General features: G+C 73.5%; 18 protein-coding genes. 11 read left to right on the top strand and 7 right to left on the bottom strand.

Annotation, left to right across the window (positions count from 1 at the left end; genetic code table 11):
• Positions 1-33: 33 nt before the first annotated feature.
• The 6 genes from ABZ576_RS20765 to ABZ576_RS20740 form a co-directional block, all read right to left on the bottom strand.
• Positions 34-2,928 carry a glycoside hydrolase family 2 TIM barrel-domain containing protein gene (locus ABZ576_RS20765; protein ID WP_360742480.1) on the bottom strand — a complete coding sequence of 965 codons (2,895 nt, stop codon included), beginning with the start codon at positions 2,926-2,928 and terminating at the stop codon, positions 34-36.
• Positions 2,929-2,940: 12 nt separating this feature from the next.
• A complete protein-coding gene (locus ABZ576_RS20760) occupies positions 2,941-3,807 on the bottom strand; it encodes a carbohydrate ABC transporter permease (RefSeq protein ID WP_360742477.1) in 867 nt (288 codons plus the stop codon).
• Positions 3,804-4,769 (bottom strand): sugar ABC transporter permease, encoded by a 966-nt coding sequence (locus ABZ576_RS20755; protein WP_360742474.1) that lies wholly within the window; start codon positions 4,767-4,769, stop codon positions 3,804-3,806. Before ABZ576_RS20755 ends, ABZ576_RS20760 begins: the two co-directional genes overlap by 4 nt.
• A gap of 20 nt (positions 4,770-4,789) precedes the next feature.
• Positions 4,790-6,052: an extracellular solute-binding protein gene (locus ABZ576_RS20750; protein ID WP_360742471.1), complete on the bottom strand. Its 1,263-nt coding sequence runs from the start codon at positions 6,050-6,052 to the stop codon at positions 4,790-4,792.
• Positions 6,053-6,296: 244 nt separating this feature from the next.
• Positions 6,297-7,538, bottom strand: coding sequence for an ROK family transcriptional regulator (locus ABZ576_RS20745; protein ID WP_360742468.1), 1,242 nt, complete (start codon positions 7,536-7,538; stop codon positions 6,297-6,299).
• Between the two features lie 438 nt (positions 7,539-7,976).
• Positions 7,977-9,254: an FAD-binding protein gene (locus ABZ576_RS20740; protein ID WP_360742465.1), complete on the bottom strand. Its 1,278-nt coding sequence runs from the start codon at positions 9,252-9,254 to the stop codon at positions 7,977-7,979.
• 109 nt (positions 9,255-9,363) lie between these two features.
• Between ABZ576_RS20740 and ABZ576_RS20735 the strand changes: the two genes are divergently transcribed.
• The 4 genes from ABZ576_RS20735 to ABZ576_RS20720 all read left to right on the top strand — a co-directional run bounded on the left by ABZ576_RS20735 (position 9,364) and on the right by ABZ576_RS20720 (position 14,310).
• Entirely contained in the window at positions 9,364-10,371 is a 1,008-nt protein-coding gene (locus tag ABZ576_RS20735; protein ID WP_360742462.1) for a hydroxyacid dehydrogenase, read from the top strand.
• A 102-nt stretch (positions 10,372-10,473) separates the two neighbouring features.
• On the top strand, positions 10,474-11,148 hold the full coding sequence (locus tag ABZ576_RS20730; protein WP_360742459.1) for a pyridoxamine 5'-phosphate oxidase family protein: 675 nt from the start codon (positions 10,474-10,476) through the stop codon (positions 11,146-11,148).
• A gap of 58 nt (positions 11,149-11,206) precedes the next feature.
• A complete protein-coding gene (locus ABZ576_RS20725; RefSeq protein ID WP_360742456.1) occupies positions 11,207-12,607 on the top strand; it encodes a radical SAM protein in 1,401 nt (466 codons plus the stop codon).
• 185 nt (positions 12,608-12,792) lie between these two features.
• On the top strand, positions 12,793-14,310 hold the full coding sequence (locus tag ABZ576_RS20720) for a cellulose-binding domain-containing protein (protein WP_360742453.1): 1,518 nt from the start codon (positions 12,793-12,795) through the stop codon (positions 14,308-14,310).
• Between the two features lie 11 nt (positions 14,311-14,321).
• Here the strand turns inward: ABZ576_RS20720 and ABZ576_RS20715 are convergent, their stop codons facing one another.
• Positions 14,322-17,891 (bottom strand): CHAT domain-containing protein, encoded by a 3,570-nt coding sequence (locus ABZ576_RS20715; protein WP_360742450.1) that lies wholly within the window; start codon positions 17,889-17,891, stop codon positions 14,322-14,324.
• Between the two features lie 56 nt (positions 17,892-17,947).
• Here ABZ576_RS20715 and ABZ576_RS20710 point away from each other — a divergent pair, with 56 nt between their 5' ends.
• From ABZ576_RS20710 to ABZ576_RS20680, 7 genes are all read left to right on the top strand, one after another.
• Positions 17,948-18,355, top strand: coding sequence for a hypothetical protein (locus ABZ576_RS20710; RefSeq protein WP_360742447.1), 408 nt, complete (start codon positions 17,948-17,950; stop codon positions 18,353-18,355).
• Positions 18,352-19,008 (top strand): hypothetical protein, encoded by a 657-nt coding sequence (locus ABZ576_RS20705; RefSeq protein ID WP_360742444.1) that lies wholly within the window; start codon positions 18,352-18,354, stop codon positions 19,006-19,008. Before ABZ576_RS20710 ends, ABZ576_RS20705 begins: the two co-directional genes overlap by 4 nt.
• 255 nt (positions 19,009-19,263) lie before the next feature.
• Positions 19,264-20,358: a ribosome small subunit-dependent GTPase A gene (rsgA, locus tag ABZ576_RS20700; protein ID WP_360742441.1), complete on the top strand. Its 1,095-nt coding sequence runs from the start codon at positions 19,264-19,266 to the stop codon at positions 20,356-20,358.
• 307 nt (positions 20,359-20,665) lie between these two features.
• Complete coding sequence (locus ABZ576_RS20695; protein ID WP_360742438.1) at positions 20,666-22,063, top strand: AlkA N-terminal domain-containing protein; 1,398 nt, start codon at positions 20,666-20,668, stop codon at positions 22,061-22,063.
• The gene (locus tag ABZ576_RS20690) at positions 22,060-22,548 is read left to right on the top strand and encodes a methylated-DNA--[protein]-cysteine S-methyltransferase (protein ID WP_360742435.1); all 489 of its coding nucleotides are present in this window, start codon (positions 22,060-22,062) and stop codon (positions 22,546-22,548) included. Before ABZ576_RS20695 ends, ABZ576_RS20690 begins: the two co-directional genes overlap by 4 nt.
• Before the next feature lie 289 nt (positions 22,549-22,837).
• Positions 22,838-24,196, top strand: coding sequence for an SGNH/GDSL hydrolase family protein (locus ABZ576_RS20685; protein WP_360742432.1), 1,359 nt, complete (start codon positions 22,838-22,840; stop codon positions 24,194-24,196).
• A gap of 149 nt (positions 24,197-24,345) precedes the next feature.
• On the top strand, positions 24,346-25,905 hold the full coding sequence (locus ABZ576_RS20680) for a protein phosphatase 2C domain-containing protein (protein WP_360742429.1): 1,560 nt from the start codon (positions 24,346-24,348) through the stop codon (positions 25,903-25,905).

The raw sequence follows: 25,905 nt of genomic DNA, 5'->3' as shown, positions 1-25,905 counted from the left end.
AGCCGGTCGGCGGTGGGGGGCGGGTGCCGTCGGTCAGTGGGGCTGTGCGCCGGGGGTGAGGGAGAAGACGAACGAGAACCGTGCCGGTTCGGCCCTCAGGTGGTAGCGCGGCAGCGGGCCGGGGCCGCAGGACTGCGAGCCGATGCCGTGCTGTCCGTGGTCGAGGTTGACCCAGACCGCGGGGGCTGAGCCGTCACCGGTGGCGGGGATCAGGTCGGTGCGGTGGGCCGCGGCGTCCAGCTGCTCGGTGGTCCAGCGCCGGGCGGTGAGGAAGAACGCCGGGTCGCCCTCGACGCGCAGACCGCCCAGCTCCGCCCAGCGCACGTCGATCCGGGCGCCGTTCTCCTGGGGGCGGACGTACGGCGTCTGCAGCCCGTCCACCGTCGACTCCCAGCGGCCGACGGCGGCCGCCGCCCGGGTGTCCGGATACGCCTCGCCGGGACCGCCGCCGTACCAGCGCACACGGTCGGCCGCGGCCAGCCCGAAGCGGATGCCGAGGCGGGGCAGCGGGACGGTCCAGTCGCCCTCCGGGACGGTGGACACGGTCAGCCGGAGCCGGTCGCCGTCGGAGGTCCAGCGGTACACCGTCGCCAGTCCCAGCTCGCGGGCGGCCGGCGCCACCCGGGTGCGGACCGTCAGCGCGTCCTCGTCCACGCACACGGCGTCCAGCCGGTGCCGCATCCGGTGCAGACCGAGCCTGCGCCACAGCAGTCCGTAGCGCGTGTCGGACTGCCAGGCCGCACCGTCGTCGTTGTCGGTGGTGGCCCGCCACACGTCCAGGCGCAGCCCCGTGACGGGCACGCCGCCGATGCTCCGCAGCGCCCCGGTCCGGGCGTCGAAGGCGCCCGGGCCGAGGGCGATCAGCCCGTCGCCGCGCACCGGCCGGGCGGTCTGGGCGACGTACGGCACCCGGCGCGCCGTCACCGGGATCTGGCCCCAGGCGACGACGTGGTCCCGCGGCGCCCAGGAAGCGGCGGAGGCGAGCCGGGCCCGCACGGTCCAGTGGGCCTCTCCGGCCGGCGCCCCGGCCGGCACGGCGGGCAGCCGGACCTCGGCGGACTCGCCGGGCGCCAGCGCGGGCACCGGCAGGGTGCCTGATGCCACCGGCTCCCCCTCGACGTCGTACGACCAGGAGAAGGCCAGCGCCGACAGGTCCGCGAAGTCGTACTTGTTGGTGACGCGTACGGTGCCGTCCGTGCCGTCGCCGGTCAGGGACACCGGCTCGATCACCTTCTTGAACTCGATGAGCCCGGGGGAGGGCCGCCGGTCCGGGAACAGCAGGCCGTCGCAGACGAAGTTGCCGTCGTGCAGTTCCTCGCCGAAGTCGCCGCCGTAGGCGAAGCCCAGGCCGGGATGGGCGATGCCGTGGTCGATCCACTCCCAGACGAAGCCGCCCTGGAGCCGCTGGTGCGCCTCGAAGAGCCGCTGGTAGTCGGCGAGTCCGCCGGGTCCGTTGCCCATGGCGTGCGCGTACTCGCACAGCACGAGGGGGAGCCGGCGGCGCCCGAGCGGCCCGCCGTCCCGGCCCAGGCCGATCCGCTCGACCTCGGCGTGGTCCGCGTACATCCGCGAGTACACGTCCGTGTCCCGGCAGGTGGGGTCGCCCTCGTAGTGGAGCAGCCGGGAGGAGTCCCGTCCGCGGATCCACTCGGCCATCGCGGTCAGGCCCCGGCCGGTTCCGGCCTCGTTGCCGAGCGACCAGATGACGACCGACGGGTGGTTCTTGTCCCGCTCGACCATGCGGGCCGCCCGGTCGAGCAGGGCCGGGGTCCAGCGGTCGTCGTCGACGGGGTTGTCCCGCCAGTCCTGCTCGGTGAAGCCGTGCGTCTCCAGGTCGCACTCGTCGATCACCCACAGGCCGTACTCGTCGCACAGGTCGAGGAAGGCCGGGTGCGGCGGGTAGTGGGAGGTGCGGACCGCGTTGACGTTGTGCCGCTTCATCAGCAGCACGTCCTCGCGCATGGCCGCCAGGTCGAGCGCCCTGCCCCTCTCGGGGTGCCACTCGTGCCGGTTGACGCCCTTGAAGAGCAACGGGCGGCCGTTCACCGTGATCAGGCCGTCCGACAGCGCCACCGTCCGGAAGCCGATGCGCAGCGGCACCCGCTCGCCCTCGGTGGCCAGCACACCGTCGTAGAGCCGGGGCGACTCCGCGGACCACGGCTCCACCGGCACGGTCGCCGACTCGCCGGTCCCGATGTCGATGCCGAGGTCCGGCACGGTCACCCGGCCGTCCACGTCGGCGTCCACCCGCAGCGTGCCCTCGCCGGTGGTGTGGTCGTAGGAGGCGCGCACGAAGAAGTCGTGGACGCTGCCCGCCGGGCGGTGCAGCAGGGTCACGTCCCGGAAGATGCCGGGCAGCCACCACTGGTCCTGGTCCTCCAGGTACGAGCCCGCCGACCACTGGTGGACCCGGACCGCCAGGACGTTGCCGGCGGGCTTGAGCAGGTGTCCGACCGCGAACTCGTGCGGCAGCCGGGAGCCCTTGAACTCGCCGAGGTCGGTGCCGTTCAGCCAGACGCGGGCGCAGGACTCGACGCCGTCGAAGCGGAGCACCGAGCCGCCGTCGGCCGGCCAGTCCGCGGGCAGGTCGAACAGGCGCAGGTGGTCGCCGGTCGGGTTCTCGGTCGGGACCCGGGGCGGGTCGACCGGGAACGGGTAGAGGTGGTTGGTGTAGATGGGGGATCCGTGCCCCTGGAGGACCCAGTGGCCGGGTACCGACACCTCCGCCCAGGCACCGGCGTCGTACCCCTCCGTGGCGAAGGAGTCGTCCTCGGCGTCGGCCGTGTCCGACAGTCTGAAGCGCCAGGTGCCGTTGAGCGACAGGGACATGGCGTCGGAGGACGCGTACCAGGCCCGGGGCGGCAGGGCCCCGGATCCCGGCGAGACGTCCTCGACGTAGTCGGTGACTGTGGTGGTGCGCAAGGACATCGGTCTCCTAGCTCAGCCCTTGATGCCGGTCTGCGCGATCCCCTGCACCAGCCAGCGCTGGAGGAAGAGGAACACGAACAGCAGGGGGAGGATGGAAATGACGGTCGCCATGAAGATCAGGTGGTAGTTGACGGTCTGGTTGGTCATGTACGACGACAGCGCGACCTGGACGGTCCAGGCGCTCGGGTCCTGGCCGATGACCAGCGGCCACAGGAAGGCGTTCCAGCCGTTGATGAAGGTGATGGTGGCGATCGCCGCGAAGAAGTTCAGCGAGTTCGGTACGACGACCCGCCAGTACGCGCCCCAGTGGCCGAGCCCGTCCACGCGCGCCGCCTCCTCCAGTTCCTTCGGGAAGCCGAGGAAGTACTGCCGGAACAGGAAGCAGGTGAAACCGCTGAACAGGCCCGGGACGATCAGGCCCCGGTAGCTGTCCACCCAGCCCAGGGACGACACCAGTACGAAACTGGGGACGAAGGTCACCGCCGCCGGGACCATGAGGGTCACCAGGACAGCGTAGAAGACCTTGCCGGCGTGCTTGTAGGGGATGCGGGCGAGGGCGTAGCCGGCCAGTGAGCAGACGAAGAGCGTGCCGGCCGTGTGCAGGACGCCGACGACGAGCGAGTTCCACATCGACCGGCCGAAGTCGACCGTCGGGTCGTCGAACGGCTCGGTGAGGTTGCCCCATCGGATGGGGGAGGGGAAGAACGTCCAGTCCTCGCCGGTGATCTCCGGGTCGGTGGCCAGGGCGTTGCGGACGAGCAGGTAGAAGGGGACGAGGAAGAGCAGCGCGGCGACGCTGGTGGCGAGGTACAGGCCCGTGGAGCTCATCAGCCCGCCGCGCCGGGCGCGCCGGCCGCTGCCGGGTGCGGTCGTGGTCACTTCGGCTCCTCACCCCGGCCGAAGCCCATGATCTTCCCCTGGAACAGGGTGACGACGCAGATCAGCACGGTCAGCACCACGGCACCCGCGCTGCCCTTGCCGTAGTTCTGGTCCTGGCCGAGCGCGGTGTAGTACAGCTCGACCAGCGGCGGGCGGCCCCAGGTCGTCTTGGACAGCAGGTTGAAGAACTCGTCGAAGGCCTGGTAGGCGGCGACGAGCAGCAGCAGGACCACGGCCGTGGAGGTGGCCCGCAGCTGCGGCAGCGTGATGTAGCGGAAGGTCTGCCAGCCCCGCTTGGCGCCGTCGATGGCGGCGGCCTCGTACAGCTCCTGCGGGATGTTCTGGAGTGCGGCCAGGAAGAGGATCATGTAGAAGCCGGACTGGAGCCACAGCCGGGCGGTGATGACGACCAGCCAGTACCAGGGCGGGTCGGGGTTGGCGAGCCAGGCGGTGTTCTCCACGCCGAACAGCCCGAGCACGGTGTTCGCCAGTCCGAAGCGGACGCCGTTGAAGAGGGACATCTTCCAGATGAGCGAGGCGGCGACGTAGCTGCACGCGGTCGGCAGGAAGAACACCGACCGGTAGAACGCCCGCATGAAGCGCAGCCGGTTCACCAGCAGGGCCAGGCCGAGGGAGAGCGCCCAGGTGGTGGGCACGATGAAGGCGGCGAAGATGGTGAAGGTGACCAGCGAGCCGGTGAAGTTGGTGTCCGTCAGGATCTGCCGGTAGTTGTCCAGACCGATGAAATCGCTGGGCGTGACCGTGAAGCGGGCCTCGAAGAAGCTGAGGTAGACGCTCCAGCCGATCGGGATGTAGACGAAGACGATCAGCCCGAGCAGGAACGGGCTCGTGAACAGCCAGAAGTTCGCGGTGCGGCTGCCGCGCAGCCGGCGCCGCGGCCGGGCCTCGGCGGTCGGCGCCGGGGCGGGGCTCGGGAGGCCGCGCGTGGTGGTGGTCGGCATGTCGGTATCCGTCCGGCGGCCTATCCGAAGAGCTTCTTCAGCTCGGCGTTCACCGTCTTGTCGCACCTGTCGAGCGCGGCTTCCGGGTCACCGCCCTTGCGGACGCAGTCGGCGAAGACGTCCTCCGTGGCGGTGATCATCGCCTGGGTCCAGCCGATGTTGTCGAAGTGCCCGTACCGCTGGAAGAGTTCCACGCCCTCGGCCGGCAGTCCCGTCTTGAGCTTGGTCGCCGACCGTGCGATGGAGGTGCGCGGCGGGATGTGGAAGCCGTACGACGTGGCCCAGTCCTCCTGGTACTTCTCCCGCTCGATCCACAGCCACTTCACGTACTCCTTGGCCTCGTCGGCGCGTCCGCCCCTGGCGTTGACGAACATCGACCAGCCGCCGTTGTAGACGGAGGGCTTTCCGGCGTCCGTGACCTTCGGGAACGGCATGATGCCGAGGTCGTCGCCGAGGACCTGCTGGAACTGCGGCATGGCCCACATCCCGCAGAACTGGATCGCGCACAGGCCCTGGTTGAGCGCCGAGGGGTCCCAGAAGTCGGCCGGGGCGTCCAGCAGCAGGTCGCCGCTGGTGAAGAGCGCGCGCAGTTTCCTCAGGCCCTCGATCACGCCGTCCGTGTGGTAGGCGATCTCGTTCTTCTCGTTCAGGGTGTCCGCGCCGGCCGACCAGATCAGCGGGTTGATCACCGCGTGCAGGTCGTTGCCGAGGAACACGCCCTTGACCTTGCTCGTGGTGAGCCTGGCGGCCGCCTCGATCAGTTCGTCCAGGGTGGTGGGCGGCTCGACGCCCGCCTTCTCCAGCAGGGACTTTCGGTAGAAGAAGAACTGCGGGTCGTCGATCATCCGGACGCCGTAGATCTTGCCGTCGACCGTGTGGGACGTGATGTCGGCCTGGTTGAAGTCGTCCTTGACCGGCGCGACGATGTCCGTCAGGTCCGCCACCTGGCCGCTGCGCACGAGCTGGATCTGCGGGTGGAACTCGAACAGGTCCGGCGCCTGCTCGGTGAGCAGGGACGCGAACAGCTTGCTCTCGTAGTTCGCCCCGGTGATCCACCGGGTGGTCACGTCCGCCTTCGGGTACGCCTTCGCGTAGCGCTTGACGGCCTGCTCGGTGCCCGGTTCCCCGTACGCGTGGAAGTACTGGACGAGCTGCCCGCCCGAACCGGAGCCGCCGCCCCGGCCGTTGTTGCCGCCGCACGCGGCGAGCGAGCCCGCGGCGGCCAGGCCCGCGGCGGCCCGGAGTATCGATCGGCGGTCCCAGGTGCTGCTCTGTGCCGACATGCTGACGTCCTTCGCTAGTCCCGGTACGGCTTGCGGCTCCCACGCCCGTCGGCCCGTCGGCCCGTCAGGGGCGTGGTGCGGGACGCTAACCTTCGGCTAAGCCTTCGGCAAGGGGTTGGACGAAGTCCGCGGGAGTTGTTGTACGTGGTTCGGGATCACGAACACCGGTAGGGGAAACGGGAGATGAGGTCACCGGGTCAGGGAGACGGCCGGCGGCCCACGGACGCGTGCGGTCCCCGTCTCGTCACGCGGGCGGTGCCGTGCGGTTCCCCGCGGTGGTCCGCTTCGCCGACCGCTGCCCGGCCGGCCGCAGAGCACCCTCCAGCGCGAACGTGGCCGCGCCGAGGGAGACCGGGTCGGTGGGGATCGGGGAGAGGACGATCTCGGTGGCGGCCAGCGGCCGGCGCAGGGCGTGCCGGGCGACCGCCTGACGGACCTCGCCCAGCAGCGGTTCGCCCAGCCGGGCGGCCACCCAGCTGCTCAGCACGACCACTTCGGGGTTGAGCAGGTTGATCAGGTCGGAGATGCCTGCGCCGAGGTACCGGGCCGTGTCCCTGACGACCTTGAGCGCGACCGGGTCGTCCTCGGCGAGGGCGCGGGCCAGCGCGTCGATGGTGGCGGTCTGGTCCTCGGGGTGCAGCAGCGGCGAGTCCGGGCTCAGTTCGCGCAGGTTCTGCATGATGCCGGGCGCCCCGACGTACGTCTCCACGCAGCCGTTGTTGCCGCAGTGGCACAGCCGTCCGTCCAGCACGAGCGTGGTGTGCCCCCACTCGCCCGCGCTGTTGCTCACCCCCCGGTGCAGTCCGCCGCCGAGGGCCAGTCCGGCGCCGACCCCCGTACCGAGGTTGACCACCACGGCGTCCCCGCGGCCTCGCGCGGCGCCGAACCACAGCTCGGCCACCGCGCAGGCGCGCAGCGGGTTGTCGAGGTGGAGGGGGTAGGCGATGTGCTCGGCGAGCAGGTCGAGCAACGGCACGTCGTGCCAGTCCCAGTTCGGCGCGTACTCCGCCACACCGGTGTCCCGGTCCACCTGGCCCGGCACGCTGACCCCGACGCCGAGCACCCGGGCCGCCTCGACCCCGGCCTGGGCGACCACCGAGCCGACCGCGGCGGCGACGTGCCCGACCACCTGCTCGGGCCGGCTCTCCCCGGGCCGCATGTCCTCGTCGGCGCGGGCCAGTACGTTCAGCGCCAGGTCGAACAGCTCGACGTGGACGTACGTCTCCGCGATGTCCACGCCGATCAGCGCGCCCCCCGACGCGTTGACGGCGACCAGGCCGCGCGGGCGCCCTCCGGCCGAGTCCTCGAACCCCACCTCGGTGATCAGGCGGAGGTCCAGCAGCTCGCCGACGAGTGTGGCCACCGTGGCCAGGCTCAGCCCGGTGGCGGCCGCCAGCTCCTGACGGGAGGTGGGAGACTCGGCGATGATCTGGCGCAGCACCTCGTAGCGGTTCGCGGTGCGGATGTCACGTGACGTGCGCTTCACGCGGCTGCCCTCCCCTCCCGTGCAGACCGGACCGGGCCGGAGCGGCCCGGGCCGGGCCGGACCGGGGGCCGGCCCGGGGAGGCGTCGGCACCGGCGACCGGCACGGCCGTCAGGCTATGAGCTGGGAGCCTGATTCGACAAGGGCTTAGGAAAGGGGCTGGAGGAAGTCCGCTCCGGAGCCGGGGACCACGAAGCGAGGCATCCGGCGGGGGCCCCGGAGCCGGGCGTGCGGCGCGCGGGGCACCGGGGCCGGGCATCCGGCGTGGGGCCCCCGGGACCGGGTGGCCGTGCCGCCGTAGTGCTGGGCAGCCGTACGGCCGTGCAGGGCTGCGGTGCGGGGCACCGGAGCCGGGCCTGCGGCGCCGGGGACGGCAATCCGCCGACGCGGGGCACCGGTCGGGCATCCGGCGACGGCCCCCGCGTCGGGTCCGCGGGCCGTCAGCCGCCGAGCAGCTCCCGCACGAAGGCGTTGGCGAACGTGCCGGAGGGATCCAGGGAGCGCACCAGGGCCCGGAAGTCGCCGAACCGCGGATAGCGCCCGCGCAGCACGGCCGAAGGCGTCTCGAAGACCTTGCCCCAGTGCGGGCGCGGATCGAACGGCGCCAGCACCTCCTCCAGCCGGCGCACCACCGGCAGCACCGCCGCCTCGTCACGCACCCAGGTGAAGTGCAGCGCGACGGAGTCCCGCCCGTGGGCCGGGCTCAGCCACTGCGGGTCGGCGGCCACCGTCCGTACCTCGCAGGTCTGGAGCACACCCGCGACCGCCTCCCGTACGCCGTCGATCGCGTGCAGCGCGTCGAGGGCGTACGGCCGCGGCAGCAGGTACTCGGACTGGATCTCCTCCCCGCTGCTCGGCGTGAACTCCGCCCGGAAGTGCGGCAGCCGCTCGTGCCACGGTCCCGGCACGCCCAGCTGCTCGGTGCAGTTGACCGACGGCATGCCCGGCACCGGGTGCAGCGGGCGGGCCGCGGGCGCCGCCCACGGGAAGTCCACCGCCGGCCGGTCCGTGCGCCGCTTCACCCACACCTGCCGGAAGCCCGGCTCCCGCCAGTCCGTGAACAGGCTCACGCTGTACCCGCAAGCCGCCACGGCCTCGAAATCGAGCCCGGCCAGCGGGAGTCCGGTGTACACCCGCTGTTCCACCCCGTACGCCGGCTCCAGGTCGAGCGTGAGCGCGGTGACGACGCCCAGCGCGCCGAGGGAGGTCACGGCACCGTCGAACCGCGGATCGTCCCGGCCGATCGTGACGGTCGTACCGGTCGCCACGACCATCTCCACCTCCCGGACCGCGGAGGCCAGCGGGCCGTTGCGCACACCGGAGCCGTGCGTGCCCGTGGCCACCGAACCGGCCACCGAGATGTGCGGCAGGGAGGCCATGTTGGGCAGGGCCAGGCCGTGCGCGTGCACCGTGCGGGCCAGTTCGGCGTAGCGGACCGAGCCGGCCACCCGCACCGTGCGCGCCGCCGAGTCGACGTCGATCACCTGCGGCAGCCCGGCGGTGGACAGCAGGACCCCGTCCGGGCCCGGATCGGCTATGCGGTTGAACGAGTGCCCGCTGCCCAGCACCCGCACCCGCGCGCTGCGGGCCACCAGCGCGGCGAGCTCCTCCGGCGTGCGCGGGCGGTGGAACTCCCGCGCGCCGTACGTGACGGTACGCGCCCAGTTCGTGCGCACGCCCGTGCCGTTCCTGGTTCCCGGTCCTGCGGCGTCGGTCATCGGTGTGTCCTCCCCGGCGAGCTGCGTGTTCGTTGACCCTCTCATGCGGTCCGGCCTACGGTAGAAACCGTTTGCGACCCGTGCCGTGCCGAGCCGGAGGAGCACGTCCTTGCCCGAGCGTCCCCAGGCGCTGTTCGCCATGACGGCCCGGAACCTGCCGCACGTCTTCCCGCCCGAGCTGCTGGCGCGGCTGCGCGCCTGTCTGGACGTCGACCCGGCGCTGGTCGCGGAGGACTTCACCGACCCCCGGCCGCGGGAGGCCCTGGCCCGCGCCGAGGTCCTCGTCACGGGCTGGGGCTGCCCCCGCCTGGACGCGGCCGCCCTGGACGCCGCCCCGCGTCTGCGCGCCGTACTCCACGCGGCCGGCTCGGTGAAGGGGTTCACCACGCCCGAGGTCTGGCGCCGGGGCATCCTCGTCTCCTCGGCCGCCGCCGCGAACGCCCTGCCGGTCGCCGAGTACACGCTCGCCGTGATCCTGCTCGCCGGCAAGGACGTCTTCGCCTTCCGCGACCGGCTCCGCGACCGGCGCGCCTTCCCCTGCGGCGGCATCGTCCCCGGCATCGGCAACCACGGCCGCCGCGTCGGTGTCGTCGGCGCCTCCCGGATCGGCCGCCGTCTGATCGAACTGCTCCGCCCCTTCGACCTCGCGGTCTCGCTCGCCGACCCCTACGTGGACGCTCCCGAAGCCGCCCGGCTCGGCGTCCCGCTGCTGCGCCTGGACGAGCTGCTGCGCACCAGCGACATCGTCACGCTGCACGCCCCGCAGACCACCGAGACCCGGCACCTGATCGGCGCGCGCGAACTGGCGCTGATGCCCGACGGCGCGGTGCTCGTCAACACCGCGCGCGGCGCCCTGGTCGACCACGAGGCGCTGGTCGCGGAGCTGCGCACCGGGCGCCTCGGCGCGGTTCTGGACGTCACCGACCCCGAACCCCTGCCGGCCGACTCCCCGCTGTACGACCTGCCGAACGCCTTCGTCACCCCGCACCTGGCCGGCTCCCAGGGCAACGAGGTGGCCCGCCTCGGCCGCACGGTCGTGGAGGAGGCGGAGCGGCTCGTGTCGGGCGAGCCACTCCGGTACCCGGTCGACCATGCGGAACTGAGCCGGACGGCCTGACCGGAAGACGATCGCTCCACGGATTTCGTTGTCTTGCGAGCTCGATTCGCCTTGATCCGCAAATCTCTGGCCCCTATGGCGCGATATCGGTAGCCTCCGGGCATGACCTCGCAACCGCTCCCCAGGGCCCTGCCCGTCACCGACCGCACCCGTCACCGCAGGCTGCGCGAGCAGGGCAGCGTGGAGCGGGCCGACCTGGAAGCGATCCTCGACGCGGGATTCGTCTGTCACCTGGGTGTCGTGGTCGACGGGCGGCCGGTGGTCCTGCCCACCGTCTACGGACGGGACGAGCACCGGCTGTACCTGCACGGTTCGGTGGCCAGCCGGAGTCTCGCCGCGGACACCGCCGTGTGCGTGACGGTCACGCACGTCGACGGGCTCGTGCTCGCCCGGTCCGTGTTCGAGCACGGCGTGAACTACCGCAGCGCCGTGATCCACGGCACCGCCCGGAAGGTCACCGACCCGGACGAGAAGCTGGAGGGCCTGCGCCTGCTGACCGAGCACTCCGCCCCGGGCCAGTGGTCGTACGCCCGTCGTCCGGACCGCAGGGAACTGGCCGCCACCACCCTCCTCGCCGTCAGCCTGTACGAGGCCTCCGTCAAGATCCGCACCGGTGCGCCGGACGACGGCGACGGCCCCGACGCGGAACGCGGACTGTGGGCCGGTGTGCTGCCGCTCACCCAAGCCTGGGGCGTGCCCGTCCCGGACCCGGCGCTGCGGCCGGGGACCGCCGTACCGGAACACATCGCGCGCCGAGCGGGGACCCGGCAGGGGTGAGCCGGCGGCGGGGGCATACGGTGAGGGACGTACGCCTGAGCCGGGAGGAGACGGACGCATGGGCAGTCGTACCGCGCTGGTCGAGGATCTGATGGAGCGCTTCCCGCACGTGCCGAGGGAGGCCGTCTTCAAGGAGGACCTGCTCCGGGGCGGTGTCGCCTTCGACGCGTCCGCGCTCAGCGACAACGAGGGAGGGGACGTCAAGCCGAAGTCGTACTTCATCTTCTCCTTCGACCACGGCACCCTGCCCGAGCTGGGCGAGGCCGCGCTGCGCCGGCCGCCGGAGGAGATCATCCTGACCGGCGGCCCGTACGACCTGCGGCGTACGGTCGTCTCCGTACGGGTCAACCCCGCCTCGCCCTACCGGGTCGCCGCCGACCAGGAGGGGCTGCTCGGCCTGTACCTCGACGGCAGGCGCATCGCCGACGTCGGGGTGCCGCCGATGCCCGAGTACTACCGGCACACCCTCTCCAACGGGAAGTCCGTGATGGAGGTGGCCCCGACCATCCAGTGGGGCTACCTGATCTACCTCACCGTCTTCCGGGTCTGCCAGTACTTCGGCGCCAAGGAGGAGTGCCAGTACTGCGACATCAACCACAACTGGCGCCAGCACAAGGCCGCCGGCCGGCCGTACACCGGCGTCAAGGACGTCGAGGAGGTCCTGGAGGCGCTGGAGATCATCGACCGGTACGACACCCAGAAGGCGTCCACCGCCTACACCCTCACCGGCGGCGCGATCACGTCGAAGGTGGCGGGCCGGGACGAGGCCGACTTCTACGGCCACTACGCCAAGGCCATCGAGGAGCGCTTCCCGGGCCGCTGGATCGGCAAGGTCGTGGCCCAGGCGCTGCCCAAGGCGGACGTGCAGCGGTTCAAGGACTACGGCGTGCAGATCTACCACCCCAACTTCGAGGTGTGGGACCGCCGGCTGTTCGAGCTGTACTGCCCCGGCAAGGAGCGGTACGTCGGCCGGGATGAGTGGCACCGCCGGATCCTGGACTCCGCCGAGGTGTTCGGCGCGCGCAACGTGATCCCCAACTTCGTGGCGGGCGTGGAGATGGCCGAACCGTTCGGCTTCACCACCGTCGACGAGGCCATCGACTCCACCACCGAGGGCCTGCGCTTCTTCATGTCGCACGGCATCACGCCCCGCTTCACCACGTGGTGCCCGGAGCCCACCACCCCGCTCGGCAAGGCCAACCCGCAGGGCGCGCCGCTGGAGTACCACATCCGGCTGCTCCAGGCCTACCGGCAGACCATGGAGGACTTCGGCCTCTCCTCCCCGCCCGGCTACGGCCCGCCCGGCCCCGGCCGCGCCGTCTTCTCCGTCAGCTCCTTCATGGACAGCCTCCCCGCGGACGACTCGGCGGCAGGCCCGGTGGAGGGGCCGGCGGACGACGCGACGGGTGACCCGGCGAGGGGCGCGGGGCGGGCGTCGGAGGCGTCGGCGGCGGTGTGACCCGACCACGGCGAGCAGCCCGGCGGCGTGCCCCGACGGCGCGCCGCCACCCTCGGTAACCGGATGTGAACAGGCCGCTTGTCAGTTGTGTCGTAGACGTGAAAGGCTCTGTGCCCTGCCGTGAGGTTTCCGCAACTCCCTTCCCTACTTGGTGAGTTGGCCTCGCTCGTGGATGCAGGAGTCCCATGCCCGACCTGCCGACCCCCCAGGACGACACCGAGGCCGCGCTGTTCTCGGAGTGCTGGGACGCGGTGCTCTCGTACGCGGACCTGTGCACGTCCGGGTCCCTGACGGCCCATCAGCTGGCCACGGAGGCCTTCGCGCTCGGCATGCGCGAGGTGCGCGCCACGGCCGGCACCCCCGTGCGGGGCGCCGGCCGCCGTACCGCACGGCTGCCGACGATCCCGGTGCTGCTCACCGCCGTACGCGCCACCGCGGCCGGCTGGGAGGCCGACGGGCGGGGGCACAGGCTCGACCCCGACCTGAGGCTGTGGCTCAACTCCGACGGCGCCGCCCGGTTCTCCGGGCCCCCGCTGCGCCGCCCGGTCGCGCTGCGCGGCCTGCGGGACATGCAGGAGGCGGACGCAGCGCTGCTGTGGCTGGCCGAGGTGGAGGCGCTGCCGCTGCCCGCCGTGGCCCGCCGGCTCGGCCTCGCCGCGGACACCGTCGCCGGTGAACTCGACCAGGTCCGCACCCTCTTCCGGGACCGCTGCCACCGCGCCCATCTCGACTCCCCGATCGGCGCGGAGTGCCGCAGCTACGCCCGTCTGCTGGACGCGGTCACCCGCTCGGCCGCCGCCGAGACCCCCGGCGACCTGTCCCGGCACCTCGCGACCTGTGTCGCATGCGCCGAGGCCGCCGCCTGCCTGCGGCTGCACGGCGGCGGGCTGCCCGCCGCGCTGGCCGGCGGGGTGATCGGCTGGGGCGGCCTCGCCTACCTGGAGCGCCGCCGGCGCGCCACCGAGGTCCGCCTCGGCGCGGGCCGCCCCGCCGCCGGCGCCGCCGAACCGCAAGACGGCACGGGCCGCGGCCGCGTCCTGCGCGGCGGGCTGCTGGCCGCAGCGGTGCTGCTGTCGGCGCTTGCGCTCGGTGTGTCGATGATGCCGTTCGGCGGCTCCGGTCCCGGCGCCGCCGCCGCCCACGACGACCGGCAGCCGGTCGCCGACCCGGGTGTCCCGCGCACCCCGCCCGGCACCACCCCCTCCCGCCCCGCCGCCTCCGGTCCCGCCGCCTCCCGTCCCGCCGCGCAGGGCTCACCCGCCGCCCCGCCCGCCAGGGCCGGCGGCGCGGACACGGCCGCGCGCCGCAGGACGGAACCCGATCCCGGGCCCCAGGGCTCCGCCACCACCCACCACGCCGGCCCCACGACCGGTCCCACCACCCGGCCCGCCCCCTGCCGGGTCACGTACGACCTGGTCACCGAGTGGCCCGAGGGCTTCCAGGCCGCCGTCACCGTCACCACCGACCGGGCCCTCACCGGCTGGCAGGTGTCCTGGACCTTCCCCGACGGCCAGCGGGTCGGCGGGATGTGGGACGCCACCGCCGAGCAGAACGGCCCCCGCGTCACCGCCACCGCCGCCGACTACAACGCGACCGTCGCCGCGCACGGCACCCTGTCCTTCGGCTTCACCGGCACCTGGCGGGACGCGAACCGCACACCCACCGGGTTCAGGCTCAACGGCCAGTACTGCTCGACGGCATGAGCCGGGTCGGATCAGGGGCCGACGTGCAGGAAGGCGGCCCAGCGCAACAGATCCGTCGGATCCTGCGCCCGGTGCGCCGCCACCGCATCGTGCAGGGCACGGGCGGCACGCCCGGCGTCCGGCCGACCGCTCCGGTTCACCGCGGAGTAGAAGCGCGCGGCAATGCCGGGAGCCGAACCGTCCAGGATGCTCCACATGGTGGCGACGACGTGGCGGTATCCGGCGCATTGCAGGGTCGACGCGAGGTGCAGCACCTCGTCGGGCAGATTGACCCCGCCGGCCGCCGTCTCGCAGGCCGACAGGTACGCCAGTTCGGCGGAGGGCAGATCCATCTCCAGTAACTCGGAGGCGGCGAGGCGGCCGTCGTACAACAGGAACGCGCTCTGGGCGGGATCCATCAGAGACTGCTCCGCATGGCAGGCGAAGTGCGCCCACGAATGCTCGTGCAGTTGCCGCCGTACGGCCTCGCGTGTCGCCTCCGGCCCGATCAGGTCACTGGCCTGGGTCGCCGCCGGAACGAGACTCCGCAGTGCGCGGTGTTCGCGTTCCACTCCCGGTAAGGCGGCCTGCCCGGGGGTCTCGGGCAGGCCGACGGCCAGCAGACCGCGGAAGGTGCCGCCGTCCGGCTGATCGCGGGCGCGGCGCAGTGCCGCGAGCGTCGCCGTGTAGGAGGAGACGACCCGGCCCGGCACGGTCTGCGCAAAATCTGGGCGTGCCGTACGGTGGCGCGGGTACCGGCCTGCGGCGTGCAGGGGCAGCAGCGCCGCCAGGCCCGTGGGGCACCACCAGAGGCGGGGCAGCCGCTCGGCGTCCCGCCCGGTGAAGTCCAGACGGTCGAGTACGGGCCGGGCGAGGTTCTCCCACAGCCACTCCAACACATCGTGGACGGCGTGCCGGTCTCGCTCCCGGCGCAGGAAGGGCTGGTTGCCCCGGCGGCGGGCGAGCAGCACGTTGAGGAACGTCTGGGCCTGGCGAGCGAGTCCTTCGTCCGTCACTCCGGGCAACTCGACGACCTCGACGGGCTCTGCCGCGCGGATGACCAGGGCATGGCTGGCAAGGCGGCTCACATTGACGACCACGACCGGCCCGCCGTCGGCCGCGGTGCTCAGCTCGGCGTACGGCACGGGCGTGAGAAAGTGCTCGAACCCCTCCAGCCGCCGAGCCTCGGCGAGCAGGTCGTCCCATTCCCGGCACAGTGCGGCCCGCTCCTGCGCCAGCCGTTCCCGGCTCAGCGGGGCGAGCGCGAGCTCACGGGATGCGTCCGCGTCGGCTCCCGTCGTCAGACGTTGTGCGTCCATGCGCTCCCGCACCGACAGGAGGCGCTCGGACAATTCCGGAGCCCGCTCCGCGAGCCGGGACAGATCGCTGCGGGTGTGCAGGAGCTGACTTTGGATGACGGTGCGCCCCTGCTCCAGGACCTCCACCGCCCGGTGCGGCGCACCGGCCAGGATGTGGGCGGCCGCCGCTGTGGAGGCGAGTCCCGGCCACTGGAGCAGGTACTTCTCACGGGCCGCCTGGGGCAATCCGTGCCAGGCCAGTTGCGGCAGCAGCACGGCCGCGTGATCGTAGCCCTCGGCGGCGGACTGCACGTCGCCGAGAAAAGTGGCTGCCGCGCCCCAGGAGGCGCCGGACATGATGCGGTCCTGAACCGTCGCGGTGGGCAGAGCGGCCACGTGCCGCCAGCAGTTGACGGCTTGGCGGAGGTCGGAGGGGTTCCCGCGGTGGGTGTGACGCTCCCGGAGGGCATTGCCGAGCCACAGCCAGGACCGGGCGGCGAAGGTGTCCTCGCCCGGCAGGGACACCGCCTGCCTTGTCAGTGCCACCGCGCGGTCCAGGTCCTCGCGGCTCGGGTCGGGACGGCGGGTGAGGGCCTCCGCCAGCATCGCGAGGTGGGCCCGGCGCGAGGGATGGGCGACCGGCCCGACGGCGAGTGCCGACTCCAGAGTGTGGATCGCCTCCTCCAGGTCCTCCGGTGTCTCGCTGTGGCCGTACCGGGCCAGCAGGCCGTTGGCGAGGTCGGCGAGATGACGTACGTGGTCGGTGTGGGACCGCGGACAGGCCTTCACAGCGTCGCGTGCCAGATCGATCACGGTGGCGAGTTGGGCTGGATCGAACTGCTCCTGGAGCCGGGTGACCAGCACCCGGGCGAGACGGCTCAGCGCCGCGGCCCGGTCGGCGCCGGGTACGTCCGCCGGAAAGGCGGCGACTGCTGCGGTGGTCAGGTGGAACGCACGGTCGAAGTCGGCCGGCTCGAAGGTGCGCTGGTACCGCTGCAGGAAGGCCATGCCCAGTTCGGAACGGGCGACTTCGTCGCCGGTCCCGCCCGACACGGCCTCCGTGCCGATCCGAACGGCCTCGTCGAGATCCTCCGGGCTGCCCAGCCGTTCGTATCGCACCCGGTGCGATACGAACAGGTTCGTCAGACCGCGTCGGTGCAGTTCCGCGTCGCCGCTCGCCTTGTACACCGGCAGGGCCTGCCGCTCCAGCTCGATCGTGTGATTCAGGTCCGCCAAGTCGCCCGTGCGGATGTGACGGAAGAACAGAGCCGTCGCGAGCAGCATGCGCGCCCGGGCGAGGGTTGTTCCCGACGCGGCGCGGAGCAGACCACGCGGCAACTCGACGGACCGGTTCAGGTCTTCGAGATCGTGTTCACGGTCGTACCAGTCGCGCAGCTCCCCAGCGAGACGACTTACCTCGCCCAGGGAGCCCGCGGCTTCGAATTCCGCGGATTCAATCGCCTTCCGGGCGAGTTCCACGGCCTCCTCGAGTTCGGACCTGTCACTCGTCACAGAGGCGTGACGTCCGAGCAGGCATGCCAGGAGGAGCATCCGACGGGGCTGAGCGGCGGTGCCGGGAGGGGTGGCCGCGACACCGCGCCGTCCCTCGGCCACCGCACGGTCCAGATCACGCGCGTTTCCGGTGAGCTCGTGCCGCTCCGCCAGCAAGCCCGACATCTGGACCCAACGGCGCGCGAGTTCGGGGTGCCCGTCGGCTGTCGCCGCGATCGACGCCTCGCGCACGGCGATCGCCTCGTCGAGATCTTCACGTCGTCCCGTGGCACGGAAACGCAGGCCGAGTACCGCTGACAGACGCGCCAGCGTCAGCCCGGGCACGTCCCCTCCGCCCGTCGCCAGGTTCACCGCACACCGGTGGTAGTACACAGCCTGGTCGAGGTGCTCGACGCCCCCGGTCCGCTCGAACTCCTGGCCCAGCCGACGGGCCCGCATGTCCGCCTCGGCGGCCAGCTTCCGGGCGGCGGCGAGAGCCTCGGCGAAGTCGTCCGGGACGAGATCGGGAAAGAGCTGCGCCTTGCTGAGCGACAGTCGCAGCACGATGCCGTAGTCGGCACAAGCGGATGCGATCGGCTCGGCGGCGTGCCTGGCCCGGTGGAGCATGATGAGAGCGTCGAGCGCCGCGACGGACAGGACGCGCTGCCCCGATCCGTTCTCGTACGACATGAGTCGGCGGAGGCGGTCGGCCTCGTTCAGCGCAGCCTCCGCCAAGACCGCGGATTTGTCGCCCAGTTCGTTGTACCGCGCCACACGATCGAGCAGAGCGGTGATGAGGCGGTCACGCACCATGCCACTCTAGTGGCGGGTCCCGACCGTGAAGCCCCCGACGGCGGAGGAGAATGACCGTGACTGTGGCCGAACCGGACCATGACACCGCCGAACCCTGGGCAGCGATCTCGGATTTCATCTGGACCGACCGGGCCTACGACCTGCTGGAGCGGAAGCTGCTGCACGCTGCGGCACAGGTCGCCGATGGCATTCTCACCACCAAGGTGTGGGGCCCGTGCCCCCGTTGCTCGGGACGACTCCACGATGTCCAAGTGCCCACGGCCATCGGTGACGTCGCCGGGAGTCGCGGGGGGACGGAGGAGACGACAGCCATGCCAGAGCCTCGTGTTGTGGTGGTCGACGTCACATGCGGCTGCGGTGTAGCCCACCCCGACGCCCCGGAGGGAACGATGGGTTGCGGGGTCAGCTTCCGGGTGGAGCTCGTTGCCGAAGACGGTCCGGCCTCACCCGAGGGAACGTCGTGACCACGTACCGGCCGCGCAGGCCGTCCGCTGCTCCCTCGGCCTTCGACATCGCCGAGCGGGACGCTTTCGCAGCGCTGTCAGCGGCATCCTTGGACACCGTTCGCACCAGTGCCGAGACTTGGCGCAACGGCCTCACCGCGTTCATCACCCTGGTCACCACAGGCGTGGTGATCAAGGGACGCGACACCACCAGCGCCGTGTCCGCCGAATGGCGGACCGCGCTCACCGTACTGATCGGTGGTGGTCTGCTCGCAGCTCTGGCCGGTCTGTGGCAGGCGTTGTCCGCACAGGCCGGCACCCGTCCTCGGGCAACCACGTTGACTGCGGTGCACAGCCGCCATGGATCCGTCGCGGCGTACAAGGTGGCATTGGCGGCGGCTGCGGCGGGGCGGCTGCGCCGGGCGCAGTACCTGGTCGCGTTGGCGCTGTCATTGCTGCTCGCCGGCATCGTCGTCACCTGGTGGGCACCGGCCGACGCCGGTGACAAGGAGCGCGTCTATCTGAAGGTCAGCCACCGGGGCGGGTCGAGCTGCGGCTCGCTCCTGTCCGCCGACGGCGGCAAGCTCCGGCTGAAGAGCCCGGGACGCCACGCCCCCGTGGTGATCGGGCTGAACACGATCGGCAACCTGAAGCTGGTCAAGCGCTGCGGCTGAAGGCGGATTGCGGCGGCGGGCGAAAATCCGTGGCGCCGGGTGGGGCGCTTCTCTAGGATGAGACGAACAATGAGCGGTGGCCCACTGAGCCGCCGTACAACTGGTGGAAAGTAACGAGGAGGTGTCGACCGATGGCTGTCACTGTGCTGGGCGCTGCCCTCATCCAGGAACTCATCAAGTCCACCTCCGTGGCCACCGGCTGAACCGGCCGCGCACCGCGCGCCCGCCCGGGGCCACCCTTGTGAAGGGTCTCCCTTGACTTCCACCTCTACTGTGTCCACCGCCCTCGCTCCCTACGGCTGGGACGAGAACTGGGCCGACGCCTTCGCGCCGTACGCGGCCGACGGGCTGCTGCCCGGCCGGGTGGTCCGGGTCGACCGAGGTCAGTGCGACGTCGTCACCGCGAGCGGAGTCGTCCGCGCCGACACCGCCTTCGTCACCCCGCACGACCCGATGCGGGTCGTGTGCACCGGCGACTGGGTAGCCGTCGAGCCCGGCGGCAACCCGCGCTACGTCCGCGCGTACCTGCCGCGCCGCACCGCCTTCGTGCGCTCCACCTCCTCCAAGCGGTCCGAGGGACAGATCCTCGCGGCCAACGTCGACCACGCCGTCATCGCCGTGTCCCTGGCCGTGGAACTCGACCTCGGCCGCGTCGAACGCTTCCTCGCCCTCGCCTGGGAGTCCGGCGCGCAGCCCGTCGTCGTCCTCACCAAGGCCGACCTCGTGCCGGACCCGGCCACCCTGGCCCACCTCGTGCAGGACGTCGAGACGACCGCGCCCGGCGTGCCCGTGCTCACCGTCAGCGCCCTGCACGGTGACGGACTCGACGTGCTCGTCGCGCTCGTCGGCTCCGGGACGAGCGTGCTGCTCGGCCAGTCCGGCGCGGGCAAGTCCACCCTCGCCAACGCGCTCGTCGGCGCGGACGTCATGGACGTGCAGGCGGCCCGCGACGTCGACGGCAAGGGCCGGCACACCACGACCACCCGCAACCTGCTGCCGCTGCCCTCCGGGGGCGTGCTGATCGACACCCCCGGGCTGCGCGGCGTCGGCCTGTTCGACGCCGAGGGCGGTGTCGGGCAGGTGTTCTCCGAGATCGAGGAACTGGCCGAGCGCTGCCGGTTCCACGACTGCGCCCACGAGACGGAGCCCGGGTGCGCGGTGCTCCTCGCCGTCGACAGCGGGGAGCTCCCGGGACGGCGGCTGGAGAGCTACCGCAAGCTGATGCGGGAGAACCAGCGGATCGTGGCCAAGACGGACGCCCGGCTCCGGGCCGAGATCAAAAAGGACTGGAAGCGGAAGTACGCCGAGGGCAAGCGGGCGGTGGAGGCCAAGCGGGGGCGCTGGAGGTAGGCGCGCCGTACGCCCGGGCCGGGGGACCGGGTGCGGCTTGCCGGCCGGGGCCGGGGGACCGGGTGCGGCTTGCCGGCCGGGGCCGGGGGACCGGATGCGGCTCGCCCGCCGGGGCCGGGGGACCGCATGTGGCTCGCCGCGGCCGGGGCTCGGGGGGCGGGTGCGGATCGCCGGCTGAGGTTCGGCGGCGGGCGCGGATCACCGGCCGGGTTCGGGGGCGGGTGCGAACCGCCCGCCGGGGCCGCCGCCAGCGTCATGTCCGATTTCCGCTGGCCCGGCCCCGGACCCGCGTCCCACACTGGACCGTGTGAAGGACGAGGACAGCAGGTACGAGGCGGTGCGCAGCCGGGACGGGCGGTTCGACGGCGTGTTCTTCTTCGCCGTCGCGACCACCGGGATCTACTGCCGCCCGAGCTGCCCGGCCGTGACACCGAAGCGGCACAACGTGCGGTTCTTCGCGACGGCCGCCGCCGCGCAGGGCTCCGGGTTCCGGGCCTGCCGGCGGTGCCGGCCGGACGCCGTACCGGGGTCCGCGGAGTGGAACGTCCGCGCGGACGTCGTCGGCCGGGCCATGCGGCTCATCGCCGACGGCGTCGTGGACCGCGAGGGCGTCGCCGGGCTCGCCGCGCGGCTCGGCTACAGCGCACGGCAGGTGCAGCGGCAGCTCACCACCGAGCTGGGCGCGGGGCCCGTGGCACTCGCCCGGGCCCAGCGTGCGCACACCGCGCGCGTCCTGCTCCAGACCACCGACCTGCCGGTCACCGAGATCGCGTTCGCGTCCGGCTTCGCCAGCGTGCGGCAGTTCAACGACACCATCCGGGAGGTGTACGCGGCGACCCCGACCGAGGTACGGGCCGCCGCCCCCCGGGGCCGGGCGGCCCGCCGGGCCGCGCCCGGCACCGGCATCCCGCTCCGGCTCGCCCACCGCGGCCCCTACCAGGCCGGCCCCCTGTTCGACCAGCTCGCGCGGGAGGCCGTACCGGGCGTCGAGGAGGTGACCGGCACCCCGGGCACCCGCACCTACCGGCGCACCCTGCGACTGCCGTACGGCACCGCGCTCGCCGCCGTCCAGGAGCGCACCCGCTGCCCGCGGGCCGGCACCGGAACCCACCCGGGCGGCTGGCTCGACGCCCGGCTGCACCTGACCGACCCCCGCGACCTCACCACCGCCGTGCAGCGGCTGCGCCGGCTGTTCGACCTCGACGCCGACCCGTACGCCGTCGACGAGCGGCTCGGCGCCGACCCCCGGCTCGCCCCGCTGGTCGCCGCCCGGCCCGGGCTGCGCTCGCCGGGCGCGGTGGACCCCCTCGAAGCCGCCGTACACGCCCTGGTGGGGCGCGAGGGGGCGGAGCGGCTGGTCCACCGGTACGGCAAGCTGATCGACGCGCCCCACGGCGGCCTCACCCACCTCTTCCCGGAGCCCGCCGTCCTCGCCGAGGCCGAGCCCGGCGGCCCGCTCGGCGCGCTCGCCGCCGCCCTCGCCGACGGCAGGGTGCGGCTGGACGCGGGCGCCGACCGGTACGACGCCGAGCAGGCCCTGCTCGCCCTGCCCGGCATGGACCCGGCCACCGTCGCCACGGTCCGCGTCCGCGCCCTGGGCGACCCGGACGTCGCCCCGCCCGGTGCCGACGTCCCCGACACCTGGCGGCCCTGGCGGTCGTACGCCGTCCAGCATCTGCGTGTGGCAGGAGAGACGAACCGATGACGAACGTGTACTTCACCCGCCTGGACGCCCCCGTCGGGCCGCTGCTGCTCACCGCCGACCCGGACGGGGCGCTCACCTCGCTCTCCGTGCCCGGGCAGAAGGGCGGACGGACCGTGCAGGACGGCTGGCGGCACGACCCCGGGCCGTTCCGCGCCGCCGCCGAGCAGCTCGCCGCCTACTTCGCCGGCGAACTCAAGGAATTCCGGCTGCCGTTGCGCCCGACCGGTACGGAGTTCCGGCACCGGGTGTGGGCCGCGCTGGACGAGGTGCCGTACGGCGCCACCGCCACGTACGGCGAGATCGCGGCCCGGATCGGCGCGCCCCGCGCGGCCGTTCGCGCGGTCGGCGGCGCCATCGGCGCCAACCCCTTGCTGGTCGTGCGCCCTTGCCATCGTGTGATCGGCGCCAAGGGGGCGATGACCGGGTACGCGGGGGGAGTCGAGCGCAAGGTCCGGCTGCTCACCCTGGAGGGCGCGCTCCACTGAGGCGCCAGGTGCCCCCACGGCCGGGGCCCGACCGGTGCCGGGCCGCCCGACCGGTGCCGGGCCGCCTGGCCGGGTCGGGGCCGGGCGGTCGGGGTCGGCGTCGGGTGGCCGGGGTCGGGTGGCCGGGGTCGGCGTCGGGTGGCCGGGGTCGGGGCCGGGTGGCCGGGTCGGTCCTGCGTCCGTGGCGCGTTGGGCCGGGCGGGTGGACCGTGGCCGATGCTGCGGCGGCGTGGCCCGGCCGTGTGGCACGGTCGCCTCCGACGAGCCGCGTGGGGAAGGGCGGGCACACATGGCCACGGTCGTACGGGTCCTCGCGGTCCTCCTGCCGGCACTGCTGCCGGCCCTCACCGCACCGGCCGTCGCCGAACCGGCCCCGCTGCTCTGGACCGGCAGCTGGGAGACCGCGCCCTCCGGTGCCGCCGCCGCGCTGCCCGGCGCAGCCGTCCGCAACGTCGTCCATCTCAGCGTCGGCGGCCTCGCCGTCCGCGTCCGGCTCAGCAACCGGCTCGGCACCAGGCCCCTGCGCCTCGGCGCGGTCACCGTCGCGCTGCGCCGCGCGGCCGGCCCCGACGCCGTGCCCGGCACCCTGCGCACCGCCACTTTCAGCGGCGCCGCCGAGGTGACCGTCCCGCCCGGCGCGGACGTGGTCACCGACCCCGTGCCGCTGCCCGTGCCGGCCGCCGCCGACCTGCTCGTCACCGTGTACACCCCGGGCGACTCCGGGCCCGCCACGTACCACCGCACCGCGCTCCAGACCAGCTACCTGGCCCCGTCCGGCGCCGGCCGGGCCGACGACGAGGACGGCGCCGCCTACACGGCGACGACCAGCCGCTGGTACTACGTCGTCGGGGTCGACGTCCGGGGGACCGCCTCGGGCAGCGTCGTCGCGTTCGGGGACTCGCTCACCGACGGCAACGGCTCCACCCCCGACGCCAACCACCGCTGGCCCGACCGGCTCGCCCAGCGGCTGCGCTGGTACCGGGTCGGCGTCCTCAACGCCGGTATCGCCGGCAACCGGCTGCTGCGCGACGGCACCGGACCGAGCGCCCTGGCCCGGCTGGACGCCGACGCCCTGGACCGGGCCGGGGTACGGGCCCTGGTCGTCTTCGAGGGCATCAACGACATCAAGGGCACCCCGGAGGCCGGCGACGTCACCGCCTACGCGGACGCCTACCGCACCCTCGTGGCCCGCGCCCACGCCCGCGGCATCCGGGTCGTCGGCGTCACCCTCACCCCGTACGGCGGCTACGGCGCCTGGACCGCAGCCCGGGAGTCGGTACGGCAGCGGGTGAACGCCTTCATTCGCACCGGCGGCGCCTTCGACGCGGTCGCCGACGCGGACGCCGCCGTCCGCGACCCGGCCGATCCCACCCGCATCCTGCCCGCCTACGACCCCGGCGACCACCTGCACTTCAACGACGCCGGCATGACCGCCGTGGCCGACACGGTCCGCCGCTCGCTGTCCCGCAGGCTGCTCATCCCCGCGGCACCGCGTCCGGCCGGGCCCCGGCGGCCGGCCCAGCGTGTCGAGGAGCCGCCGGTCGGCCGGGACCTTCCCGGGCCGCCCGGCCCCGCTCCCCGCTCCCACGGCCCGGCCGCACCCGGGTCGTCATCCCGGCCGGCCGCTCCGGCCGCCGCACGGTCCTGAGGCCCCCGCCGGGCTGTGCGGTTCCGCTCGCGCCGGTTGTCGTACGCCTGTTCAGCCCCTCACTCGAAACGCCCTTCGGCGGGTCCCGACGCGTCGAATTTTCCCGATGCCCCGTTTTCATCCGGCCCGTGCGGTGGACAATCAGGGACATGAGCCAGCAGGGGGGAACGCCCGCCCGTCCCGAGGACGACTGGTGGGGGCAGCTGTACGACGACTCCGCCCAGGACACGGGTTCCACGGCGGCGGCCGATTCCCTGGACGACCGCTTCGCCTCGGCGCGGAACACGGTGGCAGGACGGCCGGCGGTCCCACCGGCACGGGCCCCGGCCCCACCCGTGCACGCGTCCCCCATGGGGGCGGCTCCCGTGGAGGCGCCGGCCGGGGGCGCGGCCCCGGCGGACGGGTCACCCGGGGATGCGGCTCCCGTGGACGCGGAACCCGTGAGGGTGGCCGGCGCGGACACGGTTCCGGTGGAGCCGGCCCGCGCGGACACGGTCCCCGGGCAACGGGCCCCCGCGCCACCCGCCCCCGTGCAGCCGGCGGTGCCGGCGCAGCGCACCGCGCCGGTGACGCCGCAAGGCCCGCCTCCGCCGACGGGCCCGCCCGCCGAGCCGTCTGCGCCCTCTCCACCCGCTCCGGCCGCCGACCGCCTCCCGTCGGAGCCGGTCCCCGCCTCCGTCGACCACGTCGCCGACCGCCTCCCGTCGGGCCCGGTCCCCGCCTCCGTCGACTACGTCGGCTCCGGTCCTCCCACCTACGACCCGGAACCCACCGCGCTTCCCCTCGCCGATCCGGACGGGCTGGCCGAGCTGGTACCGGACACCGTGCTGGACGGCGCCCGGTACGGGGCGTGCACGCTGCGGGCCGTGTCGCTGCGCGGGGACTCGGCGCGCTACCGGGGCGAGCCGCGCCGGGACGCTCTGCTCACCGCGCGGTTCGGGACGGGTGGACAGGCGCTGGTGCTCGTCGCCATGGCGACCGGCGCGCGGGCCGCACCGGGTGCGCACCTGGCGGCCGCGGAGGCGTGCCGGTGGATCGGACAGGCGGTCGGCCGCAGCCACCAGCGGCTCGTGGAGGACATCCGGGCGGCCCGGCGCGGCGACCTGAAGTCGGGGCTGCACCGGCTCACCGACCGCAGCCTCGGCAGGCTCCGGGCGAGCGCCGCCGAACAGGGCGTCGACCCCGAGGAGTACACGGTGGGCCTGCGCTGTCTGCTGCTGCCCGCCGACCCGGACTGCCGTACCCGCGTCTTCTTCGGCGTCGGCGACGGCGGGCTGTTCCGGCTGCGGGACGGCGCCTGGCAGGACATCGAGCCGCAGGTGACGGCCGACGGCGCCGCGGGCGGCCCCGTGGTCGGCTTCGGCTCACCGCCGGAGCGCACGCCCGCGGGCGACCGGCCCACGATGGACCTCGGCATCCCGGCCCCGCCGAGCCCCTTCGAACCGGCCTCGGGTCCGGGTCCGGCCCCGGCACCGCCCCGCGCCCCGTTCCGGTTCCGTGCCTCGGTAGCCCGTCCGGGTGACGCCCTGGTGATGTGCACGGCCGGTCTCGCCGAACCGCTGCGCGGCGAGGCCGCGCTCTGCGCCTACCTGGCCCGCCGCTGGTCCGGCCGCACCCCGCCCGGCCTCGCCGCCTTCCTCGCCGACGCCCAGGTGCGGGTGAAGGGCTACGCCGACGACCGTACGGCGGCGGCCGTGTGGGAGGCGTAA

The sequence above is a fragment of the Streptomyces sp. NPDC013455 genome (genome assembly GCF_040632975.1).
Classification (GTDB): domain Bacteria; phylum Actinomycetota; class Actinomycetes; order Streptomycetales; family Streptomycetaceae; genus Streptomyces.
This window is presented reverse-complemented; position numbering and strand designations above follow the sequence as displayed.